The organism is Salinifilum aidingensis (genome assembly GCF_054782015.1).
On sequence record NZ_BAAGTH010000012.1, the window covers coordinates 13,589 to 28,358 of the forward strand.

A 14,770-nucleotide genomic window follows, 5' to 3' on the forward strand; every position below is an offset into this window, starting at 1 on the left:
CAGTCTAGGGAAACGGCCAGCGGCCCGCGCGGACCCGGGTCGGTGCGGCAGAATCGTCCCATGACAACCGCTCTGGCCACCGAGTTCGAGCAGCACCGCGCACGGCTGACCGGCGTGGCCTACCGCCTGCTCGGCACGCTCGCCGACGCCGAGGACGCCGTGCAGGAGGCCTGGCTGCGGCTCGCCGGGGCCGACCACGACCGCATCGACGACCTCGGCGCGTGGCTGACCACCGTGGTCAGCCGGCTGTGCCTGGACCGGATGCGCTCGGCCGCGGCGCGCCGGGAGCAGTACCCCGGGTCGTGGCTGCCGGAGCCGGTCGTCACCGACGAGCAGCACCCGGACGCGGTGGTCGGGGAGCGCGACGACCTGCGCATGGCCGCGCTGCGGATCCTGCACGAGCTCAGCGCCGACCAGCGGCTGGCGCTGGTGCTGCACGACGGCTTCGACGTGCCGTTCGGCGAGATCGCCGCGCTGCTCGGGTGCAGCGCGGCCGCGGCCCGCCAGCACGCCTCGCGGGCGCGGCGCGCGATGGCCGAGGGGGACCCGGCTCCGCGGGCGCCGCTGTCCGAGCAGCGCGCCGTGCTGGAGCGCTTCCTCGCCGCGGTGAACACCGGGGACGTGGCCGAGATCGCGCGCACCCTGCATCCGCGGGCGGTCGTGCACGGCGACGGCGGCGGCCGGGCGCGCACCTCGCGGCACCCGGTCCGCGGGGCCGACAACGTGGCCCGCTTCACCGCCGGCCTGGTGGCCAAGTACGGCGCCGACATGATCGCCGGGGCCCGGCCGGTGCTGGTCAACGGGGACGCGGGCCTGCTGCTGCCCGGTTCGCCGGAGGGGTCGCCGGTGGCGCCGCGGGTGATGACCCTGAGCGTGCGCGAGGGGCGGGTGGACGAACTGTTCGACGTGGTCAACCCGGACAAGCTCACCCGCGTGCCGTGGTGAGGGCCGGCGAGCTCCCGCAGCGGCGGCCGGCACCGCCGAGGCGGTGGAACGGGCTCCGCGGCCCCGGGCGAGCCGGCCGGGCAGTCCCGGCCGGCGGCGGTGTCACGGCATCGGTGCGCGGCAGGCCTCGCCCGAGGTGAAGCCCTGCTCGGTGATCCCCAGCGCGTGGTTGAACCGGGCTCGCTGGTTCTCCACCGCGATCGCGTGGGTGAGTTCGACGAGGCCGGCGTGCCCGAGGCGGCGGTCGAGCTCGGCGACCTGCTCGTCGGAAACCCGCATCGGCTGGTCGCACATCGCCTCGGCGTAGGCGATCACGAGCCGTTCGAGCTCGGTGAACTTCCCCGACGTGGCGCTGTCGTCGACCTCCCGCAGCCGGTCGATGTCGAGGCCCTGGTTGCGCTGCAACATCGTGCCGAAGTCGACGCACCACGAGCAGCCGATGCGGGTGGCCGCGCGGTACACCGCGAGTTCGCGCAGACCCGCGGGCAGAACGTGGGCGCCCTTCTCCGCCGCGAGCTCGCTGATGCTGAACGCGAACATCAGCCTGCGGTGGTGCGCCAGCACGCCGAGCGGTTCCGGAACTGCGCCGTACCAGCGCTTGGTCAACCGGTAGGTGAGCCGCGTCAGCCATCCGGCGCGCGCCGCGGGCACCTGCGGGACGCGTGCGGTGGATCCCTGCGGGGTGGATCCCTGCGAGGAACGTGCCATCATCACTCCTTCGCGCGGTGCCCCGCCGTTCGGGGCCGTGCGATGGGAGGACGAGACGGTGCACGCGGATGTGACAGCCCGCGCGGCGAAAGCCCCGGTGAAGCCCCGCTAGGACGCCGGGTCGGTCACCCGGGCCAGGAAGTACGGCACACCGCTGGCGCGGTGGCGCACGAGGAACCAGAACGGGCGGTCCACGGTCACGCGGATCGGCCGGGGGCGGCGCACCGCGGAGGTCAGGCGCATCACCGCAGCCGTGGCCGCGGCGCCTTCCAGCCCGTTCTCGTCGACGCGCAGCACCGACTCGTGCACGGCGGTGGACACGCGCATCGGCCGGTCGGTGAGCGGGGTGAAGTCGGCCGCGGGGGTGAACACGGTGTCCACCCCCAGGGCGCCGAGCGGCCCGCGCAGCTCGGCGTTGCCGCGCACCTCGAACCGGGGCAGCGCCAGTTCCACCCGCTGGGTGCCCGTGCCGCCGAGCAGGTCGGCGAGGGTCTCGGGCGTCAGCGCGCCCTCGGCGGTCTCCAGCGCCTCCACCGGGTCGCGGGCGGCGTCGGGCAGCAGCACGACCGCCTCGACCCCGCCGAGCGCTGGCAGGCCGACGGCCTGCCAGCCGTGCGCGGCGGCGTACGGCAGGTCCCGGCTGACGTGCATCATCGGCACCGACCGATCCCGCCCGGGCGCGTGGAAGACGCGGTCGCGCGTGTCGTTGCCGTCGAAGGCCTCCTGCCACGAGGTCTTCAGGTACAGGGCGTTGACGAGGGCCGCGACCGTGTCGGGGTCGACGGTACCGGGCTGCAGCAGTTCGGGGATGAGCCCGCGGGTGGTGTCGGCGACGTCGCTGTTGATCTCCTGCCGGGCTCGTTCCGGATCGGCGCGGAACCGGGTGCTGCGCACCGCACCGCCGGGCCACGCGGCGAGTTCGGCCAGGTACGCCTGCTTCGGCGCCAGGTCCCCGTCGGCCCACAGGGTGTTCGACGCGGCGAACTCCGGCTGCTCGCGCGCCCCGCCCGGATCCTCGATCGCGGAGGCCGCGGCGGCCGCCGCGCGCAGGTTCGCCGGGTCGTCGCCCAGCGCCGCGCGCAGCTGCTCGTGCGCGGGTCCGGTGGTGGCTTCGGCGACGAGTCCGAGGGCGCTGAGCACGGAGCAGGGCGACCAGCAGAACGAGGTCTCCACCGGCGGGGCGAGGGCGCGGTGCAGGCTGCGGCTGAACGCGAGCGGAACTGGGGCGGGCACGGCGCCTCCCGGTGGCGGGGGTGGGGACCGGCACCGAGTCTGCCAGCTCCGCGGGGCCCGCGGGGCGGCTCCGCGGACTCCCTTACTTCAGCGATTCCTCGGCGTCGGCCAGGCCCATCAGCCGCAGCTCCTGGGCGATGTACTGGGCGGCCCGCTTGGCCGCGGAGTCCTGCCAGTTGAGGTCGCCTATCCAGTCGGCGAGGTCGTCGCTGTTGACGTAGGGCTCACCGGCGACGACGAGCTTCTGGATGTAGTGCCGCTGGGGCATCGGGGTCTCCTTGCGGCGTTCGACGCGGACGAGCCGGGGCGGTTCCGGGGACCCCGGCTCGCGGCGTTGTCGGGGAACTCTTCCTCAGGGGGAGCGCGGCCGCGGTGCGCGTGCACCACTGCGCAACACGCTGCGTGACAGCATGCAATACACAGAAGATCAATTCACCCGGTTACGCGAAAAATCACAGAAAATAAACTACTCCAAGTAGTTACACTTGTGCGCGGAGGAACTCCGGCCCCGCAGGACGCGGCGCACGCGCGGCTCAGGCCGAATCCGCCGCCTCCCCGACCAACTGCCGGTGCCACCGCACGGCCTGCGCATCGGTCAACGAGGCCACCTGGTCAGCCACCACGCGCCAGCACTCCGCGTCGTCGCGCGCCGCGTCCCACACGTCGCGCAGCACCGGGTCGAGATCGCGCGGCGCGCGGCGCGCCACCTTCCGCGCCAGCTCCGCGAGGAGCTGCCGCTGCTCGGCCTGCATGCGGGCCCGCTCCTGCGTGCGCAGCACGTACCGGAAGGCGAAGGCCTTGAGCACCGCGACCTCGGCCACCACCGGTGCGGGCACCACCAGCTCGGCGGCGTACCGGGTCAACCGCCGCTCGGCGAACCGCTCCCGCGTCGAGCGCACGGCAGCACCCACGAACCGCCCCACGAGCTCGCTGGTGAGCCGCTTCAACGCGGTGTGCTCGGCGAACGCGTCGGAACAGCCGGTGACCGCCCGCACCGCGGGCAGCGCGGCCAGCCGCTCCACCGCCGCGGTCAACGTCCCCTCCCCCACCTGCCCCGCGGACGAGCCCGCGTCGAGGTCGGCGGCGATGCGCACGATCTCCGCGCGCTCCACCGGGCTGCTCAGCGAGCGCAGCGAGATCCGCCCGGCCAGCACGCCGTCCTCGAGGTCGTGCACCGAGTAGGCCACGTCATCGGCCCAGTCCATGATCTGGGCCTCGAGGCAGCGCCTCCCCGGCGGCGCGGGCGCGCGCACCCAGTCGAACACCGCCCGGTCCGCGGTGTACACGCCGAACTTGGCGCGCCGGCGCGCCCCGTCCGGCCGCGGCCAGGGGTACTTCAGCACGGCGTCCAGGCACGCGCGGGTGAGGTTGAGCCCGCTGCCGCCCCGCTCGGAGTCGGCGGCGGACCACTTGGGCTCCAACCGCGCGAGGATCCGCAGCGTCTGCGCGTTGCCCTCGAACCCGTCGGGAACGGGCAGCAGCTCGTCGAGGGCGCGCTCGCCGTTGTGCCCGAACGGCGGGTGCCCGATGTCGTGCGCCAGCCCCGCCATGTCCACCACGTCGGGGTCGGCGCCGAGCGCGTCGGCGATGCCCCGACCGATCTGCGCGACCTCGAGCGAGTGGGTCAGCCGGGTGCGCGGTACGTCGTCCTCCTCCGGGCCCACCACCTGCGTCTTGCCCGCCAGGCGCCGCAGCGCGGCCGAGTGCAGCACGCGCGCGCGATCCCGGGCGAACGGCGTCCGCGCGTCCACCCCGCTGCGGTCCTCGGCCGCGAACCACGCGGCCTTCGGCTCCTCGGAGCCCAGGCGGGCGACGTCGTCGGAGGAGTAGCCGTCAGGGGCGGTCATCGCCACCACGCTACGACGCACCACCGACACCGGCGGCACGACAGGATGACCGCGCGGTGAACACCGCACCGGCGGGCCCGGCCGAGCGGGCCCGCCTCAGCAGCCCCCGCTCAACCCAGCGTGATGCCGAGCGACTTGCCCTCCACCACCGCCGGGGCGTGGGTGAGGCGGTAGTAGATCATCGCCGCGGTCTCCCGGGCGACGTAGCTGGTCCGCGCCTCGGCCGTCTGCCCGGTCGGCCCGCCGCGGGTGGGCGAGGACCAGGCGCGCAGCCCGAAGTCCCGGGCCATCGTCTGCGCCCGCAGCGAGTGCCACGGGTCGCTGACGATGAGGCCCGTGCGCCACCCGCGCTCCTCGGCCAGGTCGGTGACCGCGTCCATGCTGCCGAGCGTGTCGCTGCCCTCGTCGACCTCGACGATCCGGTCGGCGGGCACCCCCCGTTCGACGAGCCAGCGCTTGCTCGCCTGGGCCTCGGTGTACTCGTCCCCGGTCTGCCGCCCGCCGACGGTGACCACGTGCCCCGCCAGGCCCTGCCGGTACAGCTCCAGCACCTGGTCGAGCCGGGACTCCAGCACGTCCGAGGGCACGCCGTGGTACTGGGCCGCGCCGAGGACCACGAGGATGTCCACCGGCCGGCGGTCGTCGGCGCGCGCGACGTGCCACACGTGGTAGGCCGTCCCGCCGACGAGCAGCAGTCCGACGAGCACGCTGCCGACCACGGCGCGGCGGACGACGCGCCACAACCGCCCGCGGCCGGCGCCACCTGAGGTCTTCACGCTGGCAACCTCACAGATTCACGTCGCGCGCCTCCGCGGCCCGCCGCACGGCGGATCGCGGCGCGCTCCTCAGCAACCGACGAGGCGGGCCGCCAGGTACTCCTCCAGCTTGTCCATGGCGACCCGCTCCTGCTGCATGGTGTCGCGCTCCCGCACGGTCACGGCGTGGTCGGACAGCGAGTCGAAGTCCACGGTCACGCAGAAGGGGGTGCCCACCTCGTCGTGCCGACGGTACCGGCGCCCGATCGCCCCGGCATCGTCGAAGTCGATGTTCCAGTTCCGGCGCAGCTGGTTGGCCAGGTCGCGGGCCTTCGGCGAGAGGTCGGCGTTGCGGGACAGCGGCAGCACGGCCGCCTTGACCGGGGCCAGGCGGCGGTCCAGCTTGAGCACGACGCGCCGGTCCACGCCGCCCTTGGCGTTCAGCGCCTCGTCCTCGCGGTAGGCGTCGGTCAGGAACGCCATCATCGGGCGGCCCACGCCGGCCGCGGGTTCGATCACGTACGGCCGGTAGCGCGAGTCGGTCGCCTGGTCGTAGTAGGACAGGTCCACGCCCGAGTGGTTCGAGTGCGTGCCCAGGTCGAAGTCCGTGCGGTTGGCGATGCCCTCGAGCTCGCCCCACTCGTTGCCGGCGAAGGCGAACCGGTACTCGATGTCGACGGTGCGCTTGGCGTAGTGCGAGAGCTTGTCCTGCGGGTGCTCGTAGTGGCGCAGGTTGTCCGGGTCGATGCCCAGGTCCGTGTACCACCGGGTGCGCTCGTCGATCCAGTACTGGTGCCAGTCGGCGTCCTCGCCCGGCTCGACGAAGAACTCCATCTCCATCTGCTCGAACTCGCGGGTGCGGAAGATGAAGTTGCCCGGGGTGATCTCGTTGCGGAAGGACTTGCCGATCTGGCCGATGCCGAACGGCGGCTTCTTCCGCGCGGTGGTCATCACGTTGGCGAAGTTGATGAAGATGCCCTGCGCGGTCTCCGGGCGCAGGTAGTGCAGCCCTTCCTCGCTCTCCACCGGACCGAGGTAGGTCTTGAGCATCATGTTGAACTCGCGCGGCTCGGTGTACTGGCCGCGGTTCCCGCAGTCCGGGCAGGGAACCTGCGAGAGGTCCTCCTCGCTGGCCTCCTTGCCGGTGCGCTCGACGTACTCCTCGGCGAGCTGGTCGGCGCGGAACCGGTGGTGGCAGTTCTGGCACTCCACCAGCGGGTCGTGGAACGCGCCGACGTGGCCGGAGGCCTCCCAGACCTTGCGCGGCAGGATCACCGAGGAGTCCAGGCCGACGACGTCCTCGCGGCCCTGCACCATCGCCTTCCACCACTGCCGCTTGATGTTGTCCTTGAGCTCGACGCCGAGCGGACCGTAGTCCCAGGCCGACCTGGTACCGCCGTAGATCTCGCCAGACGGGTAGACGAATCCGCGGCGCTTGCAAAGATTGACGATCGTGTCGATCTGATCGGCGGGCACGTTCACTCCGGAAATCTCGGCTGACTACGACGGTTCCATTGTTCCAGGTCCGCCCGGGCAGCGGACGGGCCGGTGGCCGCGGCGGCCCGGTGCGCGCGAACCGGGCCCGCGGATCCGCGGGCCGGGGTGGCCGGGCGGGCGCCGCGCGGCCACCCGCCGCCTCCGCCGCGGGCCTTTACGGTGTTGTGCACGTGCCGCACGGTGTTCGTGATGCGCTCCGGCAGCAGCCGGCCGGTCCGTACCATGGACACCGCGGCGCGCACCCGCGTTGCCGCGGCGCGCGGCACGTCTCGGAAAGGATGCCATGCCCGCCCTGAACTCGAACTCCCCGGCGGAACCGCACCACCCGGCCGATGCGGCCCGGTCGACGGCGCCGCGCGGAACGGGTCCGCTGCGGGACGACTCCGTCTGCCAGCACACCGCCTCCGGGGCGTCCCTGGAGAGCGCGGACCTGGACACCGCCGCCCTGGGCGCGGCGGCGGTGGACGCGGCGGCGCAGCACGACGACCACCGCCCGGATTCGGAGCGCCCGGCGCCCGCCCCCCGCTGGTCGCCGGACACGCTGACCGAGGCGGGGGACCTGCTGCGCGCGCTGGCCGCACCGGTGCGGATCGCGATCGTGCTGCAGCTGCGCCACGCGGAGAGCTGCGTGCACGACCTCGTCGACGCGCTCGGCGTGGCGCAACCGCTGATCAGCCAGCACCTGCGCGTGCTGAAGTCGGCGGGGGTCGTGCGCGGGGAGCGGCACGGCCGCGAGGTGGTATACCGGCTGGTGGACGAGCACCTGGCGCACATCGTCGTCGACGCCGCCACGCACGCCGAGGAGGTCGCCGGCGCCCGGGGCGAGCGGCGCGCGGCCGAGGCGCGCACGGACATCGCAGAACCCAGCAGCGGACGGGAGACGGAGACGGGTTGACCATCGACGAGCGTTCCACGGCCGGAGTCCCCGGCCTGCGGGCCACCAGGCAGCGCGCGGCGGTGTCGAAGCTGCTCGACGAGGTCGACGAGTTCCGCTCGGCGCAGGAGCTGCACGAACAGCTGCGCAACCGCGGCGAGGGCATCGGCCTGACCACGGTGTACCGCACGCTGCAGAGCCTGGCCGACGCCGGCGAGATCGACGTGCTGCGCGCGGCCAGCGGCGAGGCGGTGTACCGCCGCTGCTCCAACCAGCACCACCACCACCTGGTGTGCCGGCACTGCGGCCGCACCATCGAGGTCTCCGACCCGCCGGTGGAGAACTGGGCCGAGCGGATCGGCCAGGAGCACGGGTTCACCGACGTCAGCCACACCGTGGAGATCATCGGCACCTGCTCGGGCTGCGCGCAGTCCTGATCGGGCTTCGCCGGAGCACCGCGCGCACGGACTTCCGCAGCAGGACCTCCGGCACGGCTCCCGCTCCGGCTGCTCGACCGCTCCGGCTGCTCGACGTCGAGCAGCCGCGCGGGCGCGGCACCGGCGGGCCCGCGCCCTACCGCAGGAGCTCGTCCCGCACCTGCGAGGCCGTGGACACCACGAGCATGAGCAGCGTGCCCAGCGCGGACGGGTCCATCCCCGCAGCCGGGAACGCGTAGCGCAGGGTCACGTCCACGCCCCGCTCGTTCGGCACGGTGCCGAGGGTGCCGAACAGGCCGCGGCCGGCGCGCTCGGCCACCGCGCGGCCGAGTTCCTCCCCACCGGGCACGTCCCAGGCGACGACGCAGGTCAGGCTCAGCACGGTCAGCCCCTCGGTCAGCCGCATCGCCTGCACCACGCAGGGCACGTCGGCGTGCTGGAAGGTCAGCGTGCCGTCGTCGTCGACGTGCACCTCGACGAAGGCCTCCAGGGCCTCGCGCGCCGACGCGAGCAGCCGCGCGGTCACCGCCGCGTCCGCGGCGCTCGCCACGTCCTCGGGCATGCCGGTCACGACGGGACCTCCTGCTGGCCGTCCCCGGTGGAGGGGTCCTGCTCGGCGGCGTCCTGATCACCGGCGTCCTGCTCGGCGGACTGGTCGATCGCCCCGCCGAAGCGCCGGTCCCGGCGCGCGTACTGCTCGCAGGCGCGCCACAGGTGCCTGCGGTCGACGTCGGGGAACAGCGTGTCCTGGAAGACGAACTCGGAGTAGGCCGACTCCCACAGCAGGAAGTTCGAGAGGCGCTGCTCCCCCGAGGGGCGGATGAACAGGTCCACGTCCGGCATCCGCGGCTGGTACAGGTGCTTGGCCAGGGTGCGCTCGTCCACCCGGTTCGGGTTGATCCTGCCCTCGGCGGCCAGCTGCGCGATCTGCCGGGCGGCGTCACCGATCTCGGCGCGGCCGCCGTAGTTGACGCACATCGTCAGGTTGAGCCGGTCGTTGCCCTTCGTGCGCTCCTCGGCCGACTGCAGCTCGTTGATGACGCTGCGCCACAGCTTGGGCTTGCGCCCGGACCAGCGGACCCGCACGCCCAGCTCGTCGAGCTCGTCCACGCGGCGGCGGATCACGTCGCGGTTGAACCCGAGCAGGAACCGCACCTCCTCGGGGCTGCGCTTCCAGTTCTCGGTGGAGAAGGCGTACAGCGACAGCCACTTCACGCCGAGTTCGAGCGCGCCCTTGGCCAGTTCGAGCACCACGGCCTCGCCGCGCTTGTGCCCTTCGACACGCGGCAGCCCGCGCAAGTTGGCCCAGCGCCCGTTGCCATCCATGACCACGGCGACGTGGTTGGGGACGAGCTCCTGCGGCAGTTCCGGCGGCCGGGCGCCGCTCTCATGGGGTTCGGGGGGACGCACCTGCGCCTCGTCCCTGCCCTGCCCACGGCGTCGCAGCATGGATGTGCTCCTTCGACCTGCTGAGGGGACCGCCTCATTGTCCCGAGGGCGCTCGACCGGGTGCCCACCGGTCCGCTCCGGCGCTCTCGGCGGGCTCCTCGTCGAACGGGGTCGCCCGCTGGCGGATGTACTCGGGCGCGGTGCGCTCCACCAGCGGCAGCGAGCGCAGCTGCCGCTCCATGTGCCACTGCAGGTGCGCGGCGACGAGGCCGCTGGCCTCCCGGCGCACGGGCGGGGCCGCCGCCTCGGCGGTGTCCCAGTCGCCGTGCAGCAGTGCCGCCATGAGCGGTGCGGTGCGCTCGGACGGGTGCACCGACCCCGCGGGGCGGCAGGTGGGGCAGACCGTTCCTCCCGCGGCCACGTGGAACGCGGCGTGCGGCCCGGGCAGACCGCAGCGGGCGCACTCGTCCACCGCCGGGGCCCACCCGGCGAAGGCCATGGCGCGCAGCACGAACGCGTCCAGCACCAGCGACGGCGCGCGCCGGCTCTCGGCGAGGGCGCGCAGCGCGCCGACGGCCAGCAGGTACAGCCGCAGCACGGGTTCGCCCTCCTCCGCCGCCAACCTGTCCACGGTTTCCAGCACCGCGCAGCCCGTGGTGTAGCGCTGGTAGTCGGACACGATGCGCATGCCGAACGCGTCGAGGGTCTGCACCTGCGTGATGACGTCGAGGGTGCGCCCCGTGTGGAACTGCACGTCGACGTGGCCGAACGGTTCCACCCGGGCTCCGAAGCGCGAGTTCGTGCGGCGCACGCCCTTGGCCACCGCGCGCACCTTGCCGTGGCGGCGGGTGAGCAGGGTGACGATGCGGTCGGCCTCGCCGAGCTTCTGCACGCGCAGCACGACCCCGGTGTCCCGGTAGAAACTCACACCGCCATCATCGCACCCGCCGCGGGCGGCCCGGTGGCCGCGGCGCCCGGCGTGAACCCGACCGCGCCGCCCCGCGGCAGTGGTGCGCGCGGCGGGGTGGTGCGCGACCGGTGGTCAGGCGACGAGGGAGCCCGCGCGCGCCAGCAGATCGAGCAGATCGCCGCTCTGCAGCCCGTGCGAGAGCGCCAGCACAGCGGTGATCCACCCGAGGGCGATGCCGGCGATCGCCACGCCCCGGTGCTCGTGGGCGCTGTTCCCGCGGCCACCGCGGTGGTGCTTGTCCCGCCGCAGTCCCACGTGGCCGAGGATCGCGCCGATCGGGCCGAGCACGACCGCGCCGTACAGCGAGAGGGCGCCGAGCACGGCCACCGCGAGGCTCGCGGTGGCCAGCCGGTTCGCCTTCCCCCTGTCCTGGCGCACGACGGACGACCGCCCCGGAGAGCGCGCCGCGGAGGGCCGGTAGGCCGAGTCCGGGTGCAGCTGCTGCGAGGCGAAGCGGTGGTTCGCGTGGTACGGAGAGGTCATCGGGCGTCCTTCGACGCTCGCCCGCCGAGCTGCGCACCGGCGGAAGCGGCACGATCAGGCCTCGGGGGCGGGCACGGTGAACGGTGCGGACGGCAGGTTCCGCACCACTGTCCAAAGCAGAACGGCTGCGAGCAACCCCGGGGGCGTCACGATGTGGCCGCGCTCCCACCCCCGTTCGTCCTCCGCGGGCGGAGGGAGCGCGGATCGCCCGCGCTCAGCAGCGTTTCGGGATGAGCGGAGACCGCGAGCACGGGTCAGTACGCCGAACCGCTCGCGCCGAGCCCCAGCCCCAGGAAGGCCAGGACGATGAAGCCGATCGTGAGCAACCACCCGCCGCAGGTGATCCATCCGATGATGATCCCCGTCAACGCCATGCCCTGGCCCTCGTAGAACTGCGGCTGGTTGTTGATCTGCCGCCGGGCGGCGTGCCCGAGGATCGCCCCGACGAGCCCGATGAGCACCGCGCCGTACAACGTCACGATGCTGACGAGGGAGACCACCATGCTGGCGACCGCCAACCCGTTGGTCTTGCGCATGCCGTAACCACCGGGTCCGGGCTGCCCGCCCGGGTACGGCACGGGCTGGCCCGGCACCGGCGCACCGTAGCCCGGTTGCTGGGGCGGCATCTCCGGCGTCCCGTACCAGCCGGGCTGCTGACCGCGGGGCTGCTGCGGCTGCGGACCGGACGGCGGCCCGTAAGGATTCGTCACGACACGTCCCCGAATGAGTCGAACTGCACGATCGCGTCCTCGGCCCCGAAGCGCCGCTCAGGGCCGAGGACGGAACATATCAACCACTTGATCGCGGCGGGCGCGTTCCACGGGTCCGCCGCGTCACGTTCAACCGCCCGAGGAGAGCGCGGTGAACGGTGCGAAGGGCAGGTTGCGCGCCAGCGTCCACAGGAGGAGCGCTACGAGCAGGCCCCGCCCGATCCCCCGACCGAGCCGTCCCGCCGGCCAGGCGCGCACGGCTCGTCCCGACTCGACCCGGGCGAGCCCGACCAGCACCGCAATCGCCGCGGGCGCGCCCACGAGCAAGAGGAAGGCGTTGTGCTGCAGCGCGGCTGCCACATCGCCGCGCAGCAGGGATGCGAGCATCCGCGTGCCACCACAGCCGGGGCAGTCGAATCCGGTGAGCAGGCGGAACGGGCAGGGCCACGTGATGGGACCGCTGACGAGCTGGGCGGCACCCGCCCCGCCCAGCCCCACGAGCGCGCCCGTGCGGCGGAAACGCGCAGCGGCGAGCGCGGTCACCCGGCCGCACCGTTCGCGTGCACCAACCACGCGATCGCACTGGTACCGAGGCCCACCAGCAGCACCCACACCGCGAAGCTGGCCCATCCGATGATGATTCCGGTCAGCGCGATCGCCCTGCCGTCGTGCGCGTCCGGCCGACGTTTGACCTGACGCAGCCCCGCGTGCGCGAGGATCGCCCCCGCGGGGCCGATCAGGAGCGCGCCGCACATCGTCATGAGACCGACCGGGGAGACGACCAACCCGGCGACGGCCAACCCGTTGTTCCGGCGCACGCAGTGGGGCGGAGGCGGCGCTCCCGGGGGCATGCCCACGCCCGGGGGCGGTGGTGCCGGGTTCGCCGGCGGCGGGTGCTCGGACGACGCGTACGGCTGGTGCGGATCGCGCGGAGACGTCATCGGGCTCCCCCCGCTGCGCTGTTCACCGGGTTCACCACTGCGGCGGCATGCCCTGCTGCGGTCCGGGCTGACCCGGCATCTGGCCCGGCATGCCCGGTTGAGGACCCGGCTGGCCCGGCATCGGGCCGTGCTGACCGGGCTGGCCCGGCATCTGACCAGGTTGGCCCGGCATCTGCCCGGGCTGGCCCGGCATCGGGGGAACCTGCGGCCCCTGCGGCGCGTGCACGACGACGGTGCTGACGATCTTGTCCGCCCAGGTCTGGTTCTTGTCGTCCCAGAGGGGCGACAACCACCCGATCGGCAGACCGCAGATCGCCGAGTCCAGGATGTGGCAGATCTGCCGTCCGAGCGCACGACCGAAGCCCAGGTGGGTTCCCGTGGCCTCGTTCACCGTTTTGATCTTGACGGCCTGCTGCCCCACGGTCTGGCCCCGCGTCCCGCGCCGGTAGGCCAGGTTCCAGAGGCTGAAGCCGGTGAGAGCGGCGTACATGACGATCCCCCCGATGATCGACACGGCCATCACGCCGCTCTGGGACATCGCGCTGCTCGCCCCCATCACGGCCAGGAACTGCAGCAGGAGCAGAACGAGGTACGCGCCGAGAACCATCGCGCCGTCCACGAGGTAGCCGAGCGCGCGCGTTCCCCATTCCACGAGTTGTCCGGCGGGGTGCATGCCACCCGGGTGCTGGCCACCCGGGGGCGGGGCGGGCTGGCCCGGCATCGGCGCACCGTAGCCCGGTTGCGGCTGAGCAGGCATTCCCGGCGGTGGCGTGCCGTACCCGCCCGGCTGCTGGCCGTACGGCTGTTGCGGTTGCGGACCGGACGGCGGCCCGTAGGGATATGTCACGACGAGTCCTCGAATGGGTCGAACTGCAGGATTTCACCATCGGCCCCGATTCGCTGATCGAGCCGACCGCAGAACCTATCAACACCGCTGGCCCGCGAGGGGCCGTTCCACCGAGGAATGCCTTCCACCGCAGCGACGGCGCCGCGCGCGATCACTGGAAAAGCGGGCTTCCGCCGCGGGGTCGATCAAAAGCCCAGCCGGTTCAGCTGCTTGGGGTCGCGCTGCCACTCCTTGGCCACCTTGACGTGCAGGTCCAGGTAGATCTTGCTGCCGAGCAGCCGGCGGATGTGCCGGCGCGCCTGGGAACCGACCTCGCGCAGGCGCTGGCCGCCGCGGCCGATGACGATGGCCTTCTGGCTCTGCCGCTCCACGTAGATCGTGGCGTACACGTCGAGCATGTCGTCCCGGTCCTCGCGCGGCTGCATCTCCTCGATGGTCACCGCCAGCGAGTGCGGCAGCTCGTCGCGCACGCCCTCGAGGGCGGCCTCCCGGATCAGCTCGGCCATGACCGTGGTTTCCGGCTCGTCGGTGAGCTCGCCGTCCGGGTACAGCTGCGGCCCCTCCGGCAGCTGCTGCACGAGCAGGTCCGACAGCAGGTCCACCTGCACCGACTGCTGCGCCGACACCGGGACGATCTCGGCGAAGCCCATCAGCTCCTGCACCGCCAGCAGCTGGTCGGCGACCTGCTTGCGGGTCGCCGCGTCGGTCTTGGTGACGATGCCCACCACGGGGGTCTCCGCGGCGACCTTGCGCAGCTGCTCGGCGATGTAGCGGTCGCCCGGTCCGATGGCCTGGTCGGCCGGCATGCAGAACCCGATCACGTCGACCTCGGGCCAGGTCTCGTGGACGAGGTCGTTGAGCCGCTGCCCCAGCAGCGTGCGCGGGCGGTGCAGCCCGGGGGTGTCAACGATGATCAACTGCGCGTCGGGCCGGTGCACGATGCCGCGGATCGCGTGCCGCGTGGTCTGCGGCTTGCTGGAGGTGATGGCCACCTTCGTGCCCACGAGCGCGTTCATCAGCGTGGACTTGCCCGCGTTGGGGCGGCCGACGAAGCACGCGAAGCCGGAGCGGTGTTCGGCGGCGGGCTGGGGCGTCTCGGACTCGTTGCTGCTCACCGCCCCATTGTGCCCAGCG

General features: G+C 73.2%; 18 protein-coding genes. 3 read left to right on the forward strand and 15 right to left on the reverse strand.

Going from position 1 to position 14,770, the window contains the following annotated elements:
- The first annotated feature begins 60 nt into the window (after positions 1-60).
- On the forward strand, positions 61-945 hold the full coding sequence (locus tag ACYVJE_RS16345) for a sigma-70 family RNA polymerase sigma factor (RefSeq protein WP_461145144.1): 885 nt from the start codon (positions 61-63) through the stop codon (positions 943-945).
- Positions 946-1,047: 102 nt separating this feature from the next.
- Here ACYVJE_RS16345 and ACYVJE_RS16350 read toward each other — a convergent pair whose 3' ends face one another.
- The 6 genes from ACYVJE_RS16350 to ACYVJE_RS16375 all read right to left on the reverse strand — a co-directional run bounded on the left by ACYVJE_RS16350 (position 1,048) and on the right by ACYVJE_RS16375 (position 6,964).
- A complete protein-coding gene (locus ACYVJE_RS16350; protein ID WP_461145145.1) occupies positions 1,048-1,653 on the reverse strand; it encodes a carboxymuconolactone decarboxylase family protein in 606 nt (201 codons plus the stop codon).
- A 108-nt stretch (positions 1,654-1,761) separates the two neighbouring features.
- The gene (locus tag ACYVJE_RS16355; RefSeq protein ID WP_461145146.1) at positions 1,762-2,886 is read right to left on the reverse strand and encodes a serpin family protein; all 1,125 of its coding nucleotides are present in this window, start codon (positions 2,884-2,886) and stop codon (positions 1,762-1,764) included.
- Between the two features lie 82 nt (positions 2,887-2,968).
- The gene (locus tag ACYVJE_RS16360; protein WP_461145147.1) at positions 2,969-3,154 is read right to left on the reverse strand and encodes a hypothetical protein; all 186 of its coding nucleotides are present in this window, start codon (positions 3,152-3,154) and stop codon (positions 2,969-2,971) included.
- A gap of 265 nt (positions 3,155-3,419) precedes the next feature.
- A complete protein-coding gene (locus ACYVJE_RS16365) occupies positions 3,420-4,733 on the reverse strand; it encodes a deoxyguanosinetriphosphate triphosphohydrolase (protein WP_461145148.1) in 1,314 nt (437 codons plus the stop codon).
- 110 nt (positions 4,734-4,843) lie between these two features.
- Positions 4,844-5,509, reverse strand: coding sequence for a YdcF family protein (locus ACYVJE_RS16370; protein WP_459158785.1), 666 nt, complete (start codon positions 5,507-5,509; stop codon positions 4,844-4,846).
- Between the two features lie 69 nt (positions 5,510-5,578).
- A complete protein-coding gene (locus tag ACYVJE_RS16375) occupies positions 5,579-6,964 on the reverse strand; it encodes a glycine--tRNA ligase (RefSeq protein WP_459158784.1) in 1,386 nt (461 codons plus the stop codon).
- A gap of 466 nt (positions 6,965-7,430) precedes the next feature.
- On the opposite strand from ACYVJE_RS16375, the gene ACYVJE_RS16380 reads away from it, so the two are divergent.
- Positions 7,431-7,880 (forward strand): ArsR/SmtB family transcription factor, encoded by a 450-nt coding sequence (locus ACYVJE_RS16380; RefSeq protein ID WP_461145258.1) that lies wholly within the window; start codon positions 7,431-7,433, stop codon positions 7,878-7,880.
- Positions 7,877-8,296, forward strand: a complete 420-nt coding sequence (locus ACYVJE_RS16385) for a Fur family transcriptional regulator (protein ID WP_461145149.1) — start codon at positions 7,877-7,879, stop codon at positions 8,294-8,296. Before ACYVJE_RS16380 ends, ACYVJE_RS16385 begins: the two co-directional genes overlap by 4 nt.
- A 136-nt stretch (positions 8,297-8,432) precedes the next feature.
- Here the strand turns inward: ACYVJE_RS16385 and ACYVJE_RS16390 are convergent, their stop codons facing one another.
- The 9 genes from ACYVJE_RS16390 to era form a co-directional block, all read right to left on the reverse strand.
- Positions 8,433-8,858 carry a YbjN domain-containing protein gene (locus tag ACYVJE_RS16390; protein ID WP_459159933.1) on the reverse strand — a complete coding sequence of 142 codons (426 nt, stop codon included), beginning with the start codon at positions 8,856-8,858 and terminating at the stop codon, positions 8,433-8,435.
- Positions 8,859-8,863: 5 nt separating this feature from the next.
- Complete coding sequence (locus ACYVJE_RS16395) at positions 8,864-9,745, reverse strand: isoprenyl transferase (RefSeq protein ID WP_459158782.1); 882 nt, start codon at positions 9,743-9,745, stop codon at positions 8,864-8,866.
- A 34-nt stretch (positions 9,746-9,779) separates the two neighbouring features.
- Positions 9,780-10,613, reverse strand: a complete 834-nt coding sequence (gene recO / locus ACYVJE_RS16400; protein ID WP_461145150.1) for a DNA repair protein RecO — start codon at positions 10,611-10,613, stop codon at positions 9,780-9,782.
- A 114-nt stretch (positions 10,614-10,727) separates the two neighbouring features.
- The gene (locus ACYVJE_RS16405; RefSeq protein ID WP_461145151.1) at positions 10,728-11,138 is read right to left on the reverse strand and encodes a DUF4190 domain-containing protein; all 411 of its coding nucleotides are present in this window, start codon (positions 11,136-11,138) and stop codon (positions 10,728-10,730) included.
- Positions 11,139-11,392: 254 nt separating this feature from the next.
- On the reverse strand, positions 11,393-11,848 hold the full coding sequence (locus tag ACYVJE_RS16410) for a DUF4190 domain-containing protein (RefSeq protein WP_461145152.1): 456 nt from the start codon (positions 11,846-11,848) through the stop codon (positions 11,393-11,395).
- Positions 11,849-11,977: 129 nt separating this feature from the next.
- A complete protein-coding gene (locus tag ACYVJE_RS16415; RefSeq protein WP_461145153.1) occupies positions 11,978-12,391 on the reverse strand; it encodes a DUF2752 domain-containing protein in 414 nt (137 codons plus the stop codon).
- Positions 12,388-12,789 (reverse strand): DUF4190 domain-containing protein, encoded by a 402-nt coding sequence (locus ACYVJE_RS16420; protein ID WP_461145154.1) that lies wholly within the window; start codon positions 12,787-12,789, stop codon positions 12,388-12,390. The genes ACYVJE_RS16415 and ACYVJE_RS16420 overlap by 4 nt, the downstream gene beginning before the upstream one ends.
- A 31-nt stretch (positions 12,790-12,820) precedes the next feature.
- Positions 12,821-13,636, reverse strand: a complete 816-nt coding sequence (locus tag ACYVJE_RS16425; protein ID WP_461145155.1) for an RDD family protein — start codon at positions 13,634-13,636, stop codon at positions 12,821-12,823.
- Between the two features lie 185 nt (positions 13,637-13,821).
- A complete protein-coding gene (gene era / locus ACYVJE_RS16430; protein ID WP_461145156.1) occupies positions 13,822-14,751 on the reverse strand; it encodes a GTPase Era in 930 nt (309 codons plus the stop codon).
- Between the last annotated feature and the right edge of the window lie 19 nt (positions 14,752-14,770).

Bases quoted from the DNA above. Each gene is read 5' to 3' on its own strand.
- ACYVJE_RS16420 (WP_461145154.1), bottom strand. From the start codon at position 12,789: ATGACGTCTCCGCGCGATCCGCACCAGCCGTACGCGTCGTCCGAGCAC.
- ACYVJE_RS16365 (WP_461145148.1), bottom strand. From the start codon at position 4,733: ATGACCGCCCCTGACGGCTACTCCTCCGACGACGTCGCCCGCCTGGGC.
- ACYVJE_RS16395 (WP_459158782.1), bottom strand. From the start codon at position 9,745: ATGCTGCGACGCCGTGGGCAGGGCAGGGACGAGGCGCAGGTGCGTCCC.
- ACYVJE_RS16405 (WP_461145151.1), bottom strand. From the start codon at position 11,138: ATGACCTCTCCGTACCACGCGAACCACCGCTTCGCCTCGCAGCAGCTG.
- ACYVJE_RS16350 (WP_461145145.1), bottom strand. From the start codon at position 1,653: ATGGCACGTTCCTCGCAGGGATCCACCCCGCAGGGATCCACCGCACGC.
- ACYVJE_RS16390 (WP_459159933.1), bottom strand. From the start codon at position 8,858: ATGCCCGAGGACGTGGCGAGCGCCGCGGACGCGGCGGTGACCGCGCGG.
- ACYVJE_RS16345 (WP_461145144.1), top strand. From the start codon at position 61: ATGACAACCGCTCTGGCCACCGAGTTCGAGCAGCACCGCGCACGGCTG.
- ACYVJE_RS16360 (WP_461145147.1), bottom strand. From the start codon at position 3,154: ATGCCCCAGCGGCACTACATCCAGAAGCTCGTCGTCGCCGGTGAGCCC.